Source organism: Desulfitobacterium nosdiversum, assembly GCF_049860565.1.
Classification (GTDB): Bacteria; Bacillota; Desulfitobacteriia; order Desulfitobacteriales; family Desulfitobacteriaceae; genus Desulfitobacterium_A; species Desulfitobacterium_A nosdiversum.
Window position 1 is genome coordinate 1,832,490 of the sequence record NZ_CP172056.1, and the last position, 17,877, is coordinate 1,850,366.

General features: G+C 41.4%; 18 protein-coding genes. 9 read left to right on the top strand and 9 right to left on the bottom strand.

Features of this window, described 5'->3' with window-relative positions:
- Positions 1-42 precede the first annotated feature (42 nt).
- The 8 genes from ACHOLT_RS08700 to ACHOLT_RS08735 all read left to right on the top strand — a co-directional run bounded on the left by ACHOLT_RS08700 (position 43) and on the right by ACHOLT_RS08735 (position 9,004).
- Positions 43-501 carry an NAD(P)H-dependent oxidoreductase subunit E gene (locus ACHOLT_RS08700; RefSeq protein WP_425807306.1) on the top strand — a complete coding sequence of 153 codons (459 nt, stop codon included), beginning with the start codon at positions 43-45 and terminating at the stop codon, positions 499-501.
- Complete coding sequence (locus tag ACHOLT_RS08705) at positions 498-2,501, top strand: NADH-ubiquinone oxidoreductase-F iron-sulfur binding region domain-containing protein (protein WP_425807307.1); 2,004 nt, start codon at positions 498-500, stop codon at positions 2,499-2,501. Before ACHOLT_RS08700 ends, ACHOLT_RS08705 begins: the two co-directional genes overlap by 4 nt.
- Positions 2,486-3,094 carry a 2Fe-2S iron-sulfur cluster-binding protein gene (locus tag ACHOLT_RS08710; RefSeq protein ID WP_425807309.1) on the top strand — a complete coding sequence of 203 codons (609 nt, stop codon included), beginning with the start codon at positions 2,486-2,488 and terminating at the stop codon, positions 3,092-3,094. The genes ACHOLT_RS08705 and ACHOLT_RS08710 overlap by 16 nt, the downstream gene beginning before the upstream one ends.
- Before the next feature lie 120 nt (positions 3,095-3,214).
- Positions 3,215-4,267: a trigger factor gene (locus ACHOLT_RS08715; protein WP_425807311.1), complete on the top strand. Its 1,053-nt coding sequence runs from the start codon at positions 3,215-3,217 to the stop codon at positions 4,265-4,267.
- Positions 4,268-4,456: 189 nt separating this feature from the next.
- Complete coding sequence (locus ACHOLT_RS08720; protein ID WP_425807313.1) at positions 4,457-4,816, top strand: YraN family protein; 360 nt, start codon at positions 4,457-4,459, stop codon at positions 4,814-4,816.
- Positions 4,817-4,838: 22 nt separating this feature from the next.
- A complete protein-coding gene (locus ACHOLT_RS08725; protein WP_425807314.1) occupies positions 4,839-5,531 on the top strand; it encodes a response regulator transcription factor in 693 nt (230 codons plus the stop codon).
- 21 nt (positions 5,532-5,552) lie between these two features.
- The gene (locus ACHOLT_RS08730) at positions 5,553-7,403 is read left to right on the top strand and encodes an ATP-binding protein (RefSeq protein ID WP_425807315.1); all 1,851 of its coding nucleotides are present in this window, start codon (positions 5,553-5,555) and stop codon (positions 7,401-7,403) included.
- Between the two features lie 80 nt (positions 7,404-7,483).
- Complete coding sequence (locus ACHOLT_RS08735; RefSeq protein ID WP_425807316.1) at positions 7,484-9,004, top strand: YifB family Mg chelatase-like AAA ATPase; 1,521 nt, start codon at positions 7,484-7,486, stop codon at positions 9,002-9,004.
- A 395-nt stretch (positions 9,005-9,399) separates the two neighbouring features.
- Here the strand turns inward: ACHOLT_RS08735 and ACHOLT_RS08740 are convergent, their stop codons facing one another.
- The 3 genes from ACHOLT_RS08740 to ACHOLT_RS08750 all read right to left on the bottom strand — a co-directional run bounded on the left by ACHOLT_RS08740 (position 9,400) and on the right by ACHOLT_RS08750 (position 11,063).
- A complete protein-coding gene (locus ACHOLT_RS08740; RefSeq protein WP_425807317.1) occupies positions 9,400-9,693 on the bottom strand; it encodes a hypothetical protein in 294 nt (97 codons plus the stop codon).
- A gap of 368 nt (positions 9,694-10,061) precedes the next feature.
- A complete protein-coding gene (locus tag ACHOLT_RS08745) occupies positions 10,062-10,196 on the bottom strand; it encodes a hypothetical protein (protein WP_425807318.1) in 135 nt (44 codons plus the stop codon).
- Between the two features lie 399 nt (positions 10,197-10,595).
- Entirely contained in the window at positions 10,596-11,063 is a 468-nt protein-coding gene (locus tag ACHOLT_RS08750; RefSeq protein ID WP_425807320.1) for a hypothetical protein, read from the bottom strand.
- A 149-nt stretch (positions 11,064-11,212) separates the two neighbouring features.
- Here ACHOLT_RS08750 and ACHOLT_RS08755 point away from each other — a divergent pair, with 149 nt between their 5' ends.
- Complete coding sequence (locus ACHOLT_RS08755; RefSeq protein WP_425807321.1) at positions 11,213-11,374, top strand: hypothetical protein; 162 nt, start codon at positions 11,213-11,215, stop codon at positions 11,372-11,374.
- Between the two features lie 358 nt (positions 11,375-11,732).
- Here the strand turns inward: ACHOLT_RS08755 and ACHOLT_RS08760 are convergent, their stop codons facing one another.
- From ACHOLT_RS08760 to ACHOLT_RS08785, 6 genes are all read right to left on the bottom strand, one after another.
- The gene (locus ACHOLT_RS08760; RefSeq protein ID WP_425807322.1) at positions 11,733-12,026 is read right to left on the bottom strand and encodes a hypothetical protein; all 294 of its coding nucleotides are present in this window, start codon (positions 12,024-12,026) and stop codon (positions 11,733-11,735) included.
- Between the two features lie 624 nt (positions 12,027-12,650).
- Positions 12,651-12,944, bottom strand: a complete 294-nt coding sequence (locus ACHOLT_RS08765) for a hypothetical protein (protein WP_425807323.1) — start codon at positions 12,942-12,944, stop codon at positions 12,651-12,653.
- Between the two features lie 397 nt (positions 12,945-13,341).
- Positions 13,342-14,811, bottom strand: a complete 1,470-nt coding sequence (locus ACHOLT_RS08770; protein WP_425807324.1) for a carboxypeptidase regulatory-like domain-containing protein — start codon at positions 14,809-14,811, stop codon at positions 13,342-13,344.
- A gap of 34 nt (positions 14,812-14,845) precedes the next feature.
- Entirely contained in the window at positions 14,846-15,238 is a 393-nt protein-coding gene (locus ACHOLT_RS08775) for a hypothetical protein (RefSeq protein ID WP_425807326.1), read from the bottom strand.
- A 255-nt stretch (positions 15,239-15,493) separates the two neighbouring features.
- Complete coding sequence (locus ACHOLT_RS08780; RefSeq protein WP_425807327.1) at positions 15,494-16,159, bottom strand: Crp/Fnr family transcriptional regulator; 666 nt, start codon at positions 16,157-16,159, stop codon at positions 15,494-15,496.
- A gap of 196 nt (positions 16,160-16,355) precedes the next feature.
- Positions 16,356-17,642, bottom strand: a complete 1,287-nt coding sequence (locus tag ACHOLT_RS08785; protein ID WP_425807328.1) for a methyl-accepting chemotaxis protein — start codon at positions 17,640-17,642, stop codon at positions 16,356-16,358.
- Positions 17,643-17,877: the final 235 nt, after the last annotated feature.

Genomic DNA, 17,877 nt, shown 5'->3' on the forward strand with positions numbered 1-17,877 from the left:
ATGAAGTTATACTGCTTTCGCCTTCAATAAGGGGGAGAATAAATGTCCGAATATATAGACCAATTGTGGGATCAGCTATCCGAAAAAGAAAGAAAGGCTGTTAATCTTTTGAATAAGATACAGGCAGAGAATGGTTTTATCTCAAGAGATTTATTGACTGAACTGTCAGAACGCATCGGAATCCCTGAATCTCAGCTTCACGGTCTGGTGAGTTTTTTTGACTCTTTCCGTACCAAACCTGCTGGTAAACACCGGATCCGTATCTGTTATGGAACTGCCTGCTATGCCCGAGGGGCACCCCTAATTTATGACCGATTTACCGAAGAGCTAAAGTTAGATGGAAGCGACACCTCACCGGACGGCCTTGTCACTCTAGAGCAGGTCTATTGTGTAGGCGCATGCAGTCAGGCACCGGTAATTATCCAGGATGAAGAAATTAAAAACAAAATAAAGTCTTACCAGGTTCCATTGCTGCTTGGTGATTTGAGGAAAAAGTCATGAGCCAATTTCATACCCCCGCCCGTCGTAAGTACCAGGTATCTGCATCAGTTCTAAAAGAAATTGAAGAAAAAAAGAAACAAGTTGAGAATCCTTTTAAATTATTTAATTATGATGTTCAAATTCCTCTACAGAGCCTGGCAGAAGAAGGACGTCTGTCTTTGTTTCCGAAGATATCAAGAATCAGTGTTGGCATGGCTACCTGCGGTCGTGTTGCTGGGGCACAGTCTATAACCCAAACTCTGGTTGGGCGGGATTGGGAAAATCAGGCCCGTGTTGTAAGTGTGGGTTGTCTGGGTGCCTGTTATGCTGAGCCCATGGTAGATATTAGAACTCCTGAGGGAAGGCATTACTTTTATGGTCGGGTGGATAAACAGTCGTTGTGGAGTATCATCACAACAGCGCAGGGAGCTCCTCCTTCGGCATATAATCTTTGGGCAGTGGCTCAAGAACATCAGATCGGTGTTTTGCGCGGCATTCACGATCTCGAATTAATTAAACTTGAGAATTTCAGTTTTCAGAAATTTTTTAATCCACAAGTACGACGTATCAGTGGCCGCTGTGGTTTGATCAATCCTCAAAATATAACTGAGTATGCAGCTATGGGCGGTTATCAGGCGCTGGAAAGGGCCCTTTTCAAACTCAAGCCGAGCAATATAATTGATATGGTTACGGCTTCAGGGCTTCGTGGCCGAGGCGGGGCCGGTTTTTCTACAGGTGAAAAATGGAATATCACATCCCGCAGTCCTGATCCAAAGCGTATTGTGGTGGCAAATGCTGATGAGGGTGATCCAGGCGCTTATATGGACCGGGCTTTGCTGGAAAGTGATCCCCATAGCGTTTTGGAGGGTTTGATTATTGCTGCCTATGCCATAGGAGCCTCTGAAGGTTATATCTTCGTGCGCCATGAATATCCACTAGCCGTCCAGACTTTACGCAATGCTATTTTCAGTGCCCGCAGGGTAGGATTGCTGGGCAGCAATATCATGGGTTCAAGCTTTAGCCTGGAAATTGGTGTTGTTGAAAGCGCAGGTGCTTTTGTTTGCGGTGAAGAAATATCTATGCTGCAAGTAATGGAGAACAAACGAGGAGAGCCAAAGTGCCGCCCCCCTTATCCAGCTGCTCAGGGCTTACAAAATCATCCCACGCTTATAAACAATGTCGAGACCTTGGCTAATATTCCCTGGATATTGCTAAACGGCGTAGATGCCTACCGTGAATTGGGCACGACGAAAAGCCCGGGTACCAAAATCTTTTGCTTGGCTGGTGCAGTTGAACGGGTGGGTTTTATTGAGGTGCCGCTGGGCACGGATACCCACGTTCTTATGGAAGAAATCGGAGGTGCTTCAAAGCAATCGGTTAAAGCTTTACATATTGGCGGTCCCTCAGGAGGAATTGTTCCTTATAGCAGGTTTTCTCTTGATTATGAAAGCGTGGCTGCTACCGGAGCAATCATGGGCTCGGGAGGTATAGTAGCACTGGGGACTAATAGCTGTATGGTCGACATGGCTCGGCACATGATAAATTTCATGGCTCATGAATCCTGTGGAAAGTGTGTATTCTGCCGGGATGGATTGCCAGAGCTGGAGTCGTTGCTGCTGGAGCTATGTATCGGCAAGGCAAAGGAGGGCATTTTAGAAGAAATCGAGGAGCTTAGCAAAGCTATTGCGGACTCAGCTTTGTGCGGTTTGGGCCAGACAGCGGTTAATCCAGTTTTGACCACCTTAAAGAACTTTTATTCTGAATACCAGGCGCATCTAAGGGGGTGTTGCCCGGCAGTTCATTGCAAACCCCTTATCGATTTGAAGATTAATTTAACCTCGTGTAGAGATTGCAAGGCTTGTTATCTGGTTTGCCCTACCGGAGCGGTTAAAATGAGATCGGGCCAGGAAAGGTATGTTGTCGATCGACAGCTCTGCACCAAGTGCTGGGCTTGCTATGAGACCTGTCCCTTTAATTGCATAAATATTACCTCGGAGGAATTTATGTGGAAGAATTCGTAGAAATAAGCGTAAATGATCAAAATAAATATGTACGACGAAATATACCATTGCTGCAAGCCTTAAAAGAAAAAAACATAATTTTGCCTTCTCTGTGTTTTAGCTCAAAACTAGAACCTTATGGAAGTTGCGGCCTTTGTATATTGGAAGTATACGGGGAAAATTCCTGGAAGGTGAAACATGCTTGTCTGATGCAAGCTGAAGATGGATTACGGATCAGGACAAGGAGTGCGCGAATTTCAAAGTTGCAGGCTCAGGCAGCTCGGCTTTTACTGAAAAGAGGACCTTTTCTTAAGCAGGAGGTTGAAGAATTATTGCTTTCATTGATTATTCAATCGAAAGAAGGCTATAATTCGGGTTCTTATAAGGATATCAATGCAGGATGTATTCTGTGCGGACTTTGCGTTAGAATATGCAAGAAAACGGGCAATAACAAGTTGGTGTTTTTAGGTAAAGGTAAAAACCTTCGGGTCGGACTAGTTGAAGGCAGCCAACCTGATATCTGCAATCGCTGCAAGGCTTGCCGCCATATTTGCCCGACGGGATTTATTAGCCATGATGCTCGGAAAGTATTTACAGCCCATTTATTTAAATGAAGCAAAGTAATATTAAGGATTTAAGTATTAAGTAAGATTTTATGATTTCGGAAACGCATGTGGGTTGTGTTTAATGATATATCCCATATTCAAGGATACTGAGAAATAAGGAGGGGAACGATGTCAGCTACACTGCTCAAAGCCAGCAAAAACGAGGCGGTCTTTATGATCGATATTGATGCAAAGACCCTTGAAAAAGCATTAATGGAAGAATACTATAAAGCCACATCGGCAAACGATAAAAAATCAGCGCCCGCGTTCCTGAGCAACGAGATGCTGCTGCGACAATATCCCGAGCTAGAGAAAATAGCAGGCAAGGCGTTAGAAAAGCTCATGCCTTCCTATTATATGAGAGCTATTAAGGAATTGAGGCTCCATCCCATCACGTTCCCAAAGATCATGCCGAAGTCTACGGCACTGGGGCAGCCTTGCGTCCTCGAAGTCCATGTAATCCTTGAACCCGAATTCGAGTTGAAACAGTTTGAAGGGTTGGAGGCCGATTATAGACCGGTGATTGTCACTGAAGATGACATGGCGCAGCAGATGGTCAGCCTGCGCAAGCAGCATGGTGCCGAAAACGATGACGCAAAACTGCTTGAAAAGCTCCCCTTTAATTCCATAGAAGGGCTGACACAAGAGATTTGCAGCTCTTTTACGGCGATGGCCCAAGAAAAAACGCATATTCATAAAAAAGAAGCTGTGATGAAACAACTTCTTGAAGCAAATCCTTTTGCCCTTCAGGAAGAGATCATAGAACAGCAGGTCATGTTCGAGATTAATCAGATCCGCAAGCAGATGGGAACGCAAGTTATGGAAAACTACATGAAAGCTTCCGGCCGCACTATGGACGATCTTAGAAAAGAAGTTCGCCCCCAGGCTGAAACAACGGTTAAAAAGAACCTGCTTCTCAATGCCATCGCCGAGAAGATTTCACCCGAAATCACCGAAGAAGACATCAAAGAAGCTATCTCCAAACAACCGGCTTCATTCATGGAACTTACTGCTGATTACGAAACACGCCGCAAGCGCATTGAGGAAATACCCGGGGCCTTAGATCAAATTAAGCATTCCATACGCTTAGAAAAGGCAGCCGACTATATTGTTGCCAAGGCTATCCTCCACGAAAGCAAACCGGCGAATATTATGAATGAGCTTCCCGAGTATTTGAAATAAACTTATAACTTGTTAAGTTAGCAACATCAATAACGTTATTAATGAAGGAACGTACAAAATTCAAGTGCGTTCCTTTATTATTTTGTTTAACAAAATATTGATATTTTCTTTGATGGGACAAGATAGGGAAAATATGCTAAAGTGAAATTAGTAATTGAGAAATAAGGTCAATCTTGAGGAGGAAAAATTTTGCCGGCAACGAATAAAAAGCAGCGGGGTCAAGAAGGAGAAGATTTTGCGGTTCAAATCCTGAAGAATCAAGGTCTAAAAATTATTCTGCGTAATTATAGATGCCCTGTCGGCGAAATGGATATTATTGCTGCAGATGGAGATATGCTGATCTTTGTTGAAGTAAGAACTCGGACAAGCCCAAAGTATGGATGGGGCGAAGAGAGTATTCTTGTTAAGAAGAAATTACGGTTACAACGAATTGCCGAATATTATATCCTCGGCCGAAAATATCATACATGGCCTTCAATGCGCTTCGATTTAATCGCTATTCGTTGGGATGAAGATAGTCCGCAGTATCAGTGGATTCGCGGAATCTAAATAAGTAAGGAGGTTAACTTCTATGCTGCCAATTCTAGTTATGGACGATGAAGAGCGAATTCGCCATTTAGTACGAATGTATTTAGAAAGTGAAGGTTTTACAGTAGAAGAAGCAGAAAACGGACGAGAAGGTCTGGACATGTTTCGCAAGGGAAATTATGAACTTTTAATTATTGATTTAATGATGCCTGAGGTGGATGGTTGGCGTGTATGCAGAGAAGTAAGACAAGGTTCGGATATTCCTATTATTATGCTGACGGCCAGAGGAGAGGAATTTGATCGTGTCTTAGGTTTTGAACTTGGCGCGGATGATTATCTGGTCAAACCCTTTAGTACTAAAGAATTAGTGGCAAGGGTCAAGGCATTAATCAGGCGTTCCAAAGGGAATTTTGGAGGGAATAGTTCTACGCTGGTATTTGGTGATCTGAGTATTGAAAAGGATAAGCATCGGGTGATGATTGGTGAAGAATCCATTACCTTGACACCGCGTGAATTTGAATTGTTATATTTTCTGGCTAAAAACCCGGGACGAGTTTTTTCTCGTGAGCAGCTGATGGAAACGGTATGGGGTTATGATTTTTACGGGGATGCCCGTACTGTAGACACGCATGTCAAAAAACTGCGTGAAAAGCTGACTGATCCAAAAGCAAGAGCGATGATCGCTACAGTTTGGGGTGTCGGGTACAAATTTGATCCGGAAACTGTTAATGCCTAACTCAGAAGAGAGGAACAAGGAATGAAGTCCAGAAAGAGAAACTGGAGAATTTCGGTGAAATTATGGATGGCGATGATGCTGCTCATTGTGGTCGTCCTTGGAAGTTTAACGATAACAATCACATGGCTGTTTGGAGATTTTTATCTTAACCAAAAGTTAAATGAATTAGGAAATGAAGCTAAAGATATCACCAACCAATTAAAGAGTCAGCAAAGCTGGGCAGAACGTCTGTCTACATTGCAAAATGAGAAGCTCTCAGCAGGAACTCAGCTTATCGTTTTGAACTGCGATGGTGGGCTGATAACGGTTAAAGGAAGTATTTCCACAGCCAGCGACTTTAGCAGTATAACGGGCTGGCGAGGGGGAATGGGGTTAAGCGGCACGGGAATGCAAGGGTCGAGCTTTTGGATTCACCCGTTACTTTTAACTGACTTTTTTACACAAGAAAACATGCAAGAGGTTCTTTCAGGTCAAACGATTACGATTGAGGCGCTGCCCAGTGCAAATAAATTGGGACAGGCAATGCTGATTGCGGCAACTCCGATTGGAAAACCTGCGGAAGCAGTTCTTTTATTGGGGAGCTCACCGGCACCGGTACAAGAAAGCATATCAACCTTCCGAAGAATGATTTTATACTCTACTCTTCTGGCAGTTCTATTAGCAACGCTTGTCGCGCTTTTTTTCGCACGTCAAGTTTCGCGTCCAGTCGTGATCATGCAAAAAGCTGCGAGCCGTATGGCTAAAGGCGATTTTCAAAATATTACGGGAATAAACAGCAGGGATGAAATAGGGGAACTCGTTGGCGTGCTCAATTCAATGGGGCAAAGTCTAAAAAATCATATGGAATGGTTATCTCAGGAAAGAAATTTGCTCGAGGGAATTGTCGAAGGAATGAGCGACGCTGTAATTATGCTGGATGCAGAGGGTCAGATTCTCTATACGAATGAGCCAGCAAAGGCACTGTGGTCAGAGGACGAAGAAAGTGCATCCGATCGTAAAAAGCAGATTGCAACATTTCTCCAGGAACTTCTTCATTCAGAAGGTGAGGGGAAAATTAAGAATCTTTCCCTAGGAACACAGGTGCTGCAAGTTTCTATCGCTTCAACATCTGCGAGAAACGGGGTTGAAGGATATGTTGCTGTTCTGCGGGATATAACAGCATCTTTAAGAGCAGAGAAAGAACGACGGGATTTTATGGCGAGTGTTACCCATGAATTAAGAACACCGCTTCATCTTATTCAAGGATATCTTGAGGCTATTCAAGACGGTGTAATACCTCAGAAAGATCAACCCGAGCAGATTGAATTTGTTCTTGATGAGACACGCCGCTTAGCTAAACTCGTTTATGAACTGCAAGAAGTAAACCGGCTTGAACGCTGGAAGACTTTAGAGCTTCAAACTATGGATCTTGAAGAGTTTATGCAAGATCTAAAATATCGCTATCAAAGCTTAGCCGAGGAAAAAGGGATAGAATTAGAGATAATGCCTATTCAGGGCGAAATTACAGCGGATCGGGACCGTTTGCTTCAGGTGTTTATCAATTTAATGGACAATGCCTTTCGGTATACTCCTCAAGGAAAGAGGATCCGAATCGATTCGAAGCAGGAAGAGAATTTAATTCGATTTATTATAACGGATGAGGGTGAAGGAATTCCGTCACAAGATTTGCCACATATTTTTAATCGGTTTTACCGAGTCGATAAGGCTCGCTCACGAAAAGACGGCGGTATGGGCTTAGGCTTAGCCATTGTAAAACAGATTGTTGAAGCTCATGGCGGAAAGATTAAAGCGGAGAGTCAAGTTGGTGTCGGAACTCAATTTATCTTTACAATACCGCGGCAGCCCGAGAATATTAATCCGATAGAAGGATAATAACAAATATAGAATATATTGGTTAATACAGGAAGGATATTGGAGGAGCAGGTCGAATTCCTTCGTAAGGAGGGATTGGCTTGTTTGCTGCAGTCTTTGGAATAGCGGTATCTGGGATTCAAGCCCATTTAATTCGAGTCGAAGTAGATGTTTCGAATGGATTGCCTGTTTTTGACGTGGTCGGATTACCGACCGCTGCTGTCCGCGAATCTCGGGAACGGGTTCGTTCAGCCGTAAAAAACTCGGGATTTGAATTTCCGTTGCAGCGAATCACGGTAAATCTGGCACCTGCCGATATCAAAAAGGACGGATCAGGATTAGATTTAGCGATCGCCATGGGGATATTAGCTGCAACAGGTCAATGTCCTGAAAGCAGACTTCAGGGGCTGGTTTTCGCAGGAGAGCTCTCCTTGGAAGGCGTATTGCGTCCAATACCAGGAATTTTAGCTATGGCAGTTTCTTTAGCTAACACGGGCAAATCTCTGATAGTCCCGCCTGAAAATTGGGAAGAAGCTGCTTTAATCGAAGAAATTCACAGTAAGACGGCTTATGATTTATTTTCCTTAGTCCAAGCGATTAAAGGTGAAAGTTCCTTTATTCAGCCTGTATCCGAAAAAGACATAAATCCTCGCGAAGATCATAATATCATTGATTTTTCAGCAATCCATGGTCAGTTGCAAGCGAAACGATCTCTCGAAATTGCAGCTGCAGGGGGACATAATCTCTTGATGATCGGTCCGCCTGGATCGGGCAAAACCCTTCTTGCTAAAGCTTATGCAGGCATACTTCCTCCATTAAGCCGAAGTGAAAGTCTCGAAGTTACTCAGCTTTACAGTATTGCCGGGTTACTAGGGCATAGCGGACAGCTTATTACCCATCGACCTTTCCGTAAACCTCATCATTCGGCAACTGCAATTGGAATTCTCGGCGGAGGTCGGGATATGAAGCCTGGTGAACTGGTTTTAGCGAATCATGGTGTGCTTTTTTTGGATGAACTTCCTGAGTTTTCGCGAGGGGTTTTAGAGTCATTGCGGCAGCCTTTAGAAGATCGGGAACTTACAGTCACTCGGCAAAAGGGAAGTGTTAAATATCCTGCTCGGCTAAGCATAATTGCCAGCATGAATCCATGTCAATGTGGCTGGTACGGAGACGCTAAACGATCGTGTTCTTGTACGCCTAAGCAGGTTGAGGCTTACCGCGGGCGGGTAAGCGGGCCGTTGCTGGACCGCTTTGATCTCCATGTGGAAGTGCCGCGGGTTGATTTTGATGAATTGCATTCGAAGATGCAGGGAGAGACCTCTGAAGTGGTTAAAGAACGTGTTTTAGCAGCACGGGAAAGACAGTGGTCCCGTTTAGGGAAAACGCGAACGAATGCAGAAATGACGGCGGAGGAAACACAAGAATTTTGTGCCTTAGATGACAAAGGAGAACAACTTTTGCGCTCAGTGTTTGCAAGACAGCATTTAAGCGCTCGCGGACATGATCGGATTCTGCGTGTGGCTCGAACGATTGCGGACTTAGAAGGAACACAGGGGATAAAAAGAAGTCATCTAGCAGAGGCTTTGCAATATAGGACTTTAGATCAACGTGTGGGACTTTGAACATAATAGGAAAATTAACGATTATGATCCTCTTTGTGAGTAGAATTTTTCAAAATGTAGTACCCCATGCGAAAGAAGCTCTTACATGATGGAGGCGGAAAGCGACGGTAAACCTTAAGCCCTACTCCTAATTATATCTGAATTACGCAGAACGTCTTTAAATCTGTAACCACAGCAGAGCTGATAAAAGCACGTATAGTTATCTAATACAAAAATAACAGAAAGCCTATTTGAACTTAATTAATGTATAATCTCTATCTTATTGAACCCAAAAAGACGCCTTATAGCGTCTTATGGGGAGAGGGGGCGTGATCAACTGGACAATTGATCACTATACAAAATACATGTTGGTTAACTAAGGACAGCTTTAGTAGATGCCCTCTTTCTGATGATTATTAGGTGCTCACAAAGGTAATCTGCCGAATTGGGATACGGACAATTGGACGAATACCATCGATGGGGGTCCCAATGTTAGAGTGAAGGACAGCGTTTGTTAACAGTGCAACACCATCTTGGATACCGCCAAAGTTTCCAATCCAGAAACCCGCATCCATTCCAATTTCAATCCGGGCGCCGATCGGGAAGGTGTCAAACAGAGCAATAATTGATATAAACGGTGCTGTAGGCCCTAAAAACAGTGGAGCAGCCGGGGAGGGAAATCCAAATGGACTTAATCCAAGCCCTGCCATAGTACAGCCTTCTTTCTTATAAAGTTGACCCGAAGGTCTATAAGATTAAGAAGGGCTAACTCCCGAAGTCTAATCTAAAATCCTTTGTCCTAATTTAATATATGCGGCTTGTCTTCTGATGTTCACAGAATTTAAAAAATCTAGTTTTTTAAGTAGAAAACTGTCACCTTTTTCTCTTAACCACTATCAATTATGATTGAGGCAAAGCGTAATAAAGGCTAGGCATAAAAGCCTAGCCTTTATTACTAAAACCGCCTCCGGAAGAAGAAAAATGGGAAAAAGAATGGGAAAAAGAAGGGATTAAAAAAAGGGAAGAATCCAAAACCTCTAAAACGTCCAAACATAGGCTTCTATTTCCTTTCTATAATTTAGAAGATAACTCCTAATGCAATGAGGATCAAGATAGCAATTGCGATAATCCCGACACCAACGCCAGCGCCAACACCTGTAACAGGAGCAACAGATGGACAACATGCACCACCAAAAGCGCCCATTCCGAACATGACATTACCTCCTTTCAAAATCCATTGATTTGATTAGCTTAGAAGACGATTCCCATTGCGATAAGCAGAAGAATGATAACTACAACGATCGCAATACCTGTCAAAGAGCGAGGAAGAAAACCGTCAACGACTCCAGTACCCAATGCCATCTGCGTATCCTCCTTTATCTTAAGATAGTACATACTATGCTTTGTCTACATAACTTGTCACAATGGTTTATGCTTAAAAGAAACAAATTATCGGTTGGTAGACTATCTTTTGCAGCGGTGTTCTACGTCCTGAACCAATGGACGAAAAAACCGTGTAGAAATTTCCACACGGTTTTTGTATTCAAGTATTAGATTTATTTTAGTTTACAAGGCAAACAACTATCAATTTATTCTTTATTCCGAAACTAGACTAATCGGTCTCTACTGGGAATTGTTGAATTTTTTTTAGCAGAATTGTATCTGGAGAAACATTTACTTCAACATCTGTTTGTTCATTTGCACCTAACGATCTTACAAAATGGACTTGTCTGTCCTGATAGCTCTTGAATTCGTAAAAAGTGATTTGCTTCACGCAACACATGGTCAGCGAGTAAAGGTATAATAATTGATTTAATACTAATTCCTTTGTAAGAGCGATTTCTCTTTCATTAATCAATCGGACAGAATTTTCTAGTCCAGTATTTACTGAACTACTTTTATGATGCAGTAAGAGTTCTTCTTGTGTTAATGACGTATCGATGGCGATGCAGGAAAGCTCCTGGGTTTTGGTTTCTGCACGGAGAGTTTTATCAGTTACGAATTCACCGGAACGCACCGCTGGTTCACTTAGATTGCCGTTTGCTAATAGGGCTACTTCAGTTAGTAATTGATCAGACATCCTATTAAATTGATCGGCCCTTTGTGCAAAAGCTGCATCTTTGCTGAGAAAGCCTATCTCCAGAAATAAATGAGTGCTCTTTCATAATCCGGAGAAAGAAAACATTGAGGTCGAGGGATTGTTGAACAAATCTGTTGAGAGAAAATGAAGTGGTTGGAACAGTGGACAATAATATCAACTCCTTGCTTGTTTTAGTACATGTTATACTTGCAGAAGAATTTGGTGTACGACTCCGAAAGATAAATAGCCTTGATGGCATTCGTTCAGTCGTCTGTATTCCGCTTCGGAATATCACCTTTGTAAGCACCTAAAACTACCATTATCAAGAGGGCAGCGTTCTACCGCTGCCCTCGATATTATGAACTTTAGTTTCTTTCGCACACATAGTGTGCAAAACATTAGACCACCTGCTATGTGGGTGGGGACCGAAAGCCAAACATTAGTGTTAAGTGTAAGATTTTATACAGACTGTTATTATGGCCAAAATTATAATTAAAAAGATACTAGAATGGTTACGATGGATGAATTGAATCGACAGGAGCGGTATCTGTAGCGTATTTAATCATTCTGCTTAAGATCTTATAATATAGGTACATGAGTTCTATTAAAGAACGTAATGTCCTGAGCTGAAGATGTAAAGAAGGGCGGCCAGATTGCCGCCCAAAACTATTATTGGCTGACAAATGTGATAGCACGTAACGGAATTCTCACAACAGGCCGAATGCCATCAATTGGGGTTCCGACATTGGAAAATAATAGGGCATTGGTCAAAAGGGCGACTCCGTCTTGAATTCCACCGAAGTTACCGGTCCAGAATCCTGAATCCATACCGACCCGTAGCGCTGTTCCAATGGGAAAGGTATCAAAAAGACCGATAATGAAGCACGTAGGTGAAAATGGTGTAAATGGTGTTCCAAGTAGTGAAATAATATAACCCCTCTTCTTATTATTTTTTTGGGCCAAAGATCAAGCCCTAGAAGATAAGATGGGGTTTTCTATTTCTTGATATAAATTATGAATGCTTGGTCAGAAATGTTACAAGCTTTTTTTCAATCCTTATAGAAAAAAAGACCGAGCCCCTAAAGGGTCCGGTCACATTCGTTATCTAAAAAAATCTCCTAAACGGGAATCGATTAAACTCAAACTCTTCGAACTCCTCGAACCTTTCAAATCTCTCGAAGGGGAAAATTGGAAATCTAAAACGGTTAAATCTAAATGCATTGAATTTGTGGAACGGAAAATGGCAAGGGAAGAAAAATCTATCCATATCATTGCCCTCCTTTCATTGTGAAATACAGAAGACAAGATGAATGGACTAGCTAATATAAGTCTATGCAATTTACTCTTTGGAGGTTACTAATCGGCCAAATATTATGGAGGGATAAAAAGTAGATGGTTAAATTAAAGATATTTTTAATTTAAAGAAGATGCCTTTCCAAGAGGCATCTTCTTGAGAGGGGCTGGGGTTAATAGTAACCCCCATAAAATGCTAAAAAATCTCATCTATTTAGCTTTTTGGAAAATGTGATTTCTAATAAATGGTTAACGTGAGGGCAGCTTTAGTAGCTGCCCTCTTGCTGATGATTATTAGGTGCTCACAAAGGTAATCTGGCGAATCGGGATACGGACAATTGGACGAATACCATCGATGGGTTTTCCAATGTTAGAGTGAAGAACTGCGTTTGTTAACAGTGCAACACCATCTTGGATACCGCCAAAGTTCCCAACCCAGAAACCTGAATCCATTCCAATTTCGATCCGGGCGCCAATCGGGAAGGTGTCAAACAGAGCAATAATTGAAATAAATGGGGCGGTAGGCCCTAAAAACAGTGGGGCAGCAGGGGAGGGAAATCCAAATGGACTTAATCCAAGTCCAGCCATAGTATAGCCCTTCTTTCTTATAAATTTGACCCGAAGGTCTATAAGATTAGAATGACTAATTCCCGAAGCCTAAACCAAGATTCCCTCTCCTAGTTTTAATATATGTAGCTTGTCTTATAATGTTCATAGAACTCAAAAAATGCTGATAAAATTTGATCTAATAATCTATCCTGGTAACCGATCCAACTTATAGAAGAGCAAGTTACGGCAATGAAGATCCTAATGAAAAATTTATTAAAAAATTATATCAGGGATACTTGGAAAGAATATATTAAAGAGTATTAGTAATTTACAGAAAATCAGAGATCATTCAATTAAAGAAAAAGAAGCGGGTCGGCATCATGCCTGATCCGCTTACTTTAATTTTTAAATCTATTTGTTTTATTTTGATTAAGATTTAATTATGGAAGTTTCTTTGAGTATAATTCTGCTGATGGCAGACTTTACAGTTCCAAATCCAGTAATTATCACCCTGGAATTTTTGAGGAATGGTTGGGTCTGCACTATTGGCAGAGACAAACTCACCATGTGTGCTGTTATGGCAGGCTTCACAGTAAAACTTACCGTTCATATCACTAGCTAAAGAGTTATTCATAATGGAATTTCTATAGAGAGTGTTGGTGTTTTCTGTATGTTTAGAATCATGGCACGTAACGCACTTAGGTTCCTGTAACCATGCTTGACGGCCGTTTTGTAAAGAAGTCGTCATTCCATTCATATCACCATGGCAATCTGTACAGCTCTTACCGGCTTTCTCCATGATGCCGCGCAGGCACTGTGTATTTGTTCCGGGGTGACAATTGTAGCAGCTAGGCGTTACGTTTGCCGCAGCAGGAGTATAGGTCATTTTGTCTTTATGGAAGTTATGCATAGCTAAGGAAAGACTCTCGACGCCGGCAACGCCAGGTTTACCTAAAGCGTTATCAGAATGGCACTCTGAGCAAAGGTGAACCTTACCCTGGGCTTGATCTGCAGCAAGAGTAGTACCATTATGGCTGTCATGTTTTTGCAGAATATCCAATTGAGGATTGACCGTAGCGTTGCCATGACAGTTGTTGCAGTTCATTTCTGTGGAGACAGGAGCAACTACAGAAGCAGTCTGCAAAACATTGTTATTGCTGTCAGTCACAGTAATATTAGCGGTACCGTAAGGATCCCATGTGCCATCATCATCATAGGGCGTAATAGGAATTCCTTCGGCAACAAAACCCTTGCCATTGGAATCGAGTTTCATTGTGCCGGCTAATTGAGTGCCGGAAATACCCGTGTTAGTGGGAACATTCCATCCATATTGGGCGGAATATTGCCAGAAATTCGTATGGAGGGTTGAGTTTGTTTTCTTGGGGAAGTTGTAACTAACAGTAATCCCTGACGTCAGTAAATTAGGACGATTTATTACCTGTACATGCAAAGTATTGTATGGCGGCAAGACGCAGAAATAGGAATAGTCGTCCTGATCACAGTGCATGCCCAAATCGTTCCATGCAAAAATTATATTTCGCATATTCTGGGCATACGCTGGAGGAGTCTGGGTTCCGTATGCTTTTGTCAGGCTCCAATTAACAGTCGTTACTGCCCCAGATGTGACGGTACATGTTTGCCAAGTCGTTAGATATCCAGATGCAGAAATTTTTAACGTATAACTACCGGCTGACTTGCTCAGCGAATAAATTCCTTGGGCATTAGTGGTTACGGTAGTTGTTCCATCTGTAATTGTTGCGCCGGCAATAGCTGCACCTGTATCAATGTCCTTAACGGTACCGCTTATACCTGTCGTAACTGCTGCACTGGCAAAGGATGTGTAACCGACGACAAAAGTTAAAGCAAAAATCAAAATGACCAATAAACTTAATTTTCTCTTTAACATGTTAAACCCCCTTGGAGGCTTATGTTTCACTCTTTTACCACACCTTGATCTTCCAACCATCCTTCTCTTTAACAAGATCCTCCGTAACTTTGAGCGTTACAGGTTGAGGACGGTTAAGTTTTTCCGAAGGTGCAAACGTGAGCTCAACACTTGCCTGTCCTTTATCTTTCTGAACATTTAACTCCAAAATTCTATAGGATTGGATTACAGAAGCCTGTTTACGTTCTTTGACAAATTCGTCTTCGGGTATCTTTTTTTGGTATTCGTCATAATAACATGTGTAAGTTGTTGAATAATCAAGTTTTGCCGCCGATGAAAAATATTTGTCTAATAATGCTTTGGCGCTTTCCTCGTTCGAAGCACAGCCAGTTAGGATAACGACCAATAACATACTTAATGCCAGAATATAAGCTAAATGTTTTTTCATCTGGTTCACTCCTTAGATCACTTTAATCTGTCAGTTTTAAAATCCTTTTTTAATATTAAAGTTTTCTTTCATATCTCACCTTCCTTTTAAAGATTTTATATTCATGACATTAAGCCATTTAAGTGAATGAGTGGACAAATACTATCTGCATGATAATAATAAGCAATTATGAAATTGCAATATGTTAATAAATAAGTGAAATAAAGGAAATTCATAGTTACAATAGTACGCTCATAATTATTAATTTTCAGTGATTTAGTCACGGTGGATTGATTTTTTTAAAGCAGAACGTTCGATAACGGTTATTTTTCCTCTCCGAACAGAAATCCAGTTGTTCTTTTCAAGATCTTTTAAGAGACGGCTAACCACCTCTCTGGCTGTACCGAGTTCAAGACTAATTTCTTCATGGGTCGTTGTTAAAAAATCCTGTTCTGGGGAAGTGTTATCTAAAATAAATTCAGCCAGCCTTTGATCCATGCGTTTAAAAACGATCTCATCAATAAGAGTGATCATTGAAATTAAGCGATGTGTTAAGTGACTGCAAACAAAAGCCCGAACAGATTCATAACGGTTCATTAAGTTATTAAACTGCTTAACGGGAATCAATAACGCATGCGTATCCTCTTCAATTATTGCAGTTGCTGGATAGGGGATGCCAGCAAGCGCGCTTGACATGAGCAGAATGCAGGATTCACCTCGATTCACCCTATAAAGATTAATAGCACGCCCAGATTCGGAAATTTTAACAACACGAATCATTCCCTGGATAACAAGGGGGATATGAGTACCGTATTCACCTTCACGTAAAATACACGTTCCAAGAGGTAAGTGAACTAATGAGAGAGGATTTTGGATAAACTCAGCTTCTTTTAAAAAAGGAAAAAGACATTCAGGGTTTTCTAATTGATACAATTTACTCATAAATATCCTCCATATTGAAAAATTTATTGTATTTTGCATAAACTCCATTATTATCCAGTATAGCGTATTCCACGTTAAGTTCATCAAATCCTTTTGATAGTTACTCAATATTTTAAAAATAAAGCTTGTGAAAACAAAACGGACATCGCTTATAAAGCGATGTCCGTTTCTAGTTAATATTTTTTTGGATGTTATGTTAAAGTTTGAGGGAATCCAGTCCATAAGTCATTTCATTGAGAGTATGCTGTAAAGATTCCACTTGTTTTGCCAGTGCCTGAAAGCCATGGGCTTGCGTTTCAAATATTGTCCCGATTTTTAACGCAAATTCCCATGAGCTGTTATTTAACGAATTCATTTGGGTCAAGGCAGTTTTTACTTCGGAAGTGTCATTATTGGTGCTATCTAGCTTCTTCTCTGCAGATTCAATGCAATCTTTGAGGAGATCAGCTCCCTGCGTAATTTCACCGAAGACACTTTGAGCCTCTTTCATTGATGATTCTTCCTGAATTAACGTATTGAACGTGATATCTGTCGAAGAAACTAATGCCCCAATATCTTTGTTCATTGAATTAAGAAGATCTGAGATTTCTTTTGCTGCCGCTGAAGAAGCATTCGCAAGTTTGCGCACTTCATCAGCGACAACAGAGAAACCTTTACCCGCTTCTCCAGCTCGAGCTGCTTCAATAGAGGCATTAAGTGCCAGCAAATTCGTTTGAGCGGCTATTCCTTGAATAAGTGATACAATAGAGTTGATCTGATTTGAATTCTGCTGAAGCTGATTAGCTCTATTTTGAGTTTTATTTAAATCAGATTTAACATTTATGATTCCCTGGTCCAATTCTTGAACTAATTCAGTTCCCCGTAACGATGTGCTCATAAAGCGCAGAGCAGTTTGCGTAGAAGATTGGAGAAGCTCATTGATTTCATATATTCCTGCCAGCATTTTTTGAATAGTTTCACTGACTTTATTAAACGACTTTACTTGGTCGGAAGCGTTTTGAACTTGCTGCGTAGAGATTACCATGGATTGATTAGACTTCTCTATATAGGTTTTCGATAATGAAGTGACTTGGTCACTCACTTGAATAACTTCCTGAGCAGCGTTTAAGGTATTGCCGGCTGTTTGCCTGAAACTTTCAGAGAGGGATTCAATTGCATGGGCAAGCTGTCCGATGAGGTCCATCCCCTGAATTTCCATCCGAACGGTCAAATCTCCTGAAGATAATTCTTTAACTTTCCCGGTTATAGATTTTAAGGGATTATAAAGAATAGCGCGAGCAATATAATAATTTCCTATTCCAAGAAAAAGCCCGGCGAGTACGCAGCTCACTGAAAATAAAACTGTTTTTCCCGGGGATACGGTAACAAACAGCTTTGCAAAGGGTGGAAAAATTGAACCGACTAAAACTCCTGCAAGAATCATTATGCTAAACATGATGGACATTGTTGATGATTGTTGAATAAATCGTTTTAAGGCGTGCATTTTTCCCTCCAGTAAGTTATTTAATTATTGAATTAACACAATTGACAACTTCACTGAAAATGAGGGTACGTATCGCGAGGAGCAACGCAAGAGCATCCTTAACGGTAAATTCAATATGAAAAACTAGATTTTGCATCAATCTATTCGGTATTCCTCGAGATACTATGTTTAAATATGAATTAAGTAATGATTAAATTAGAAAGATAAATATGTAAAAACTAAACCTCCTTTGCCA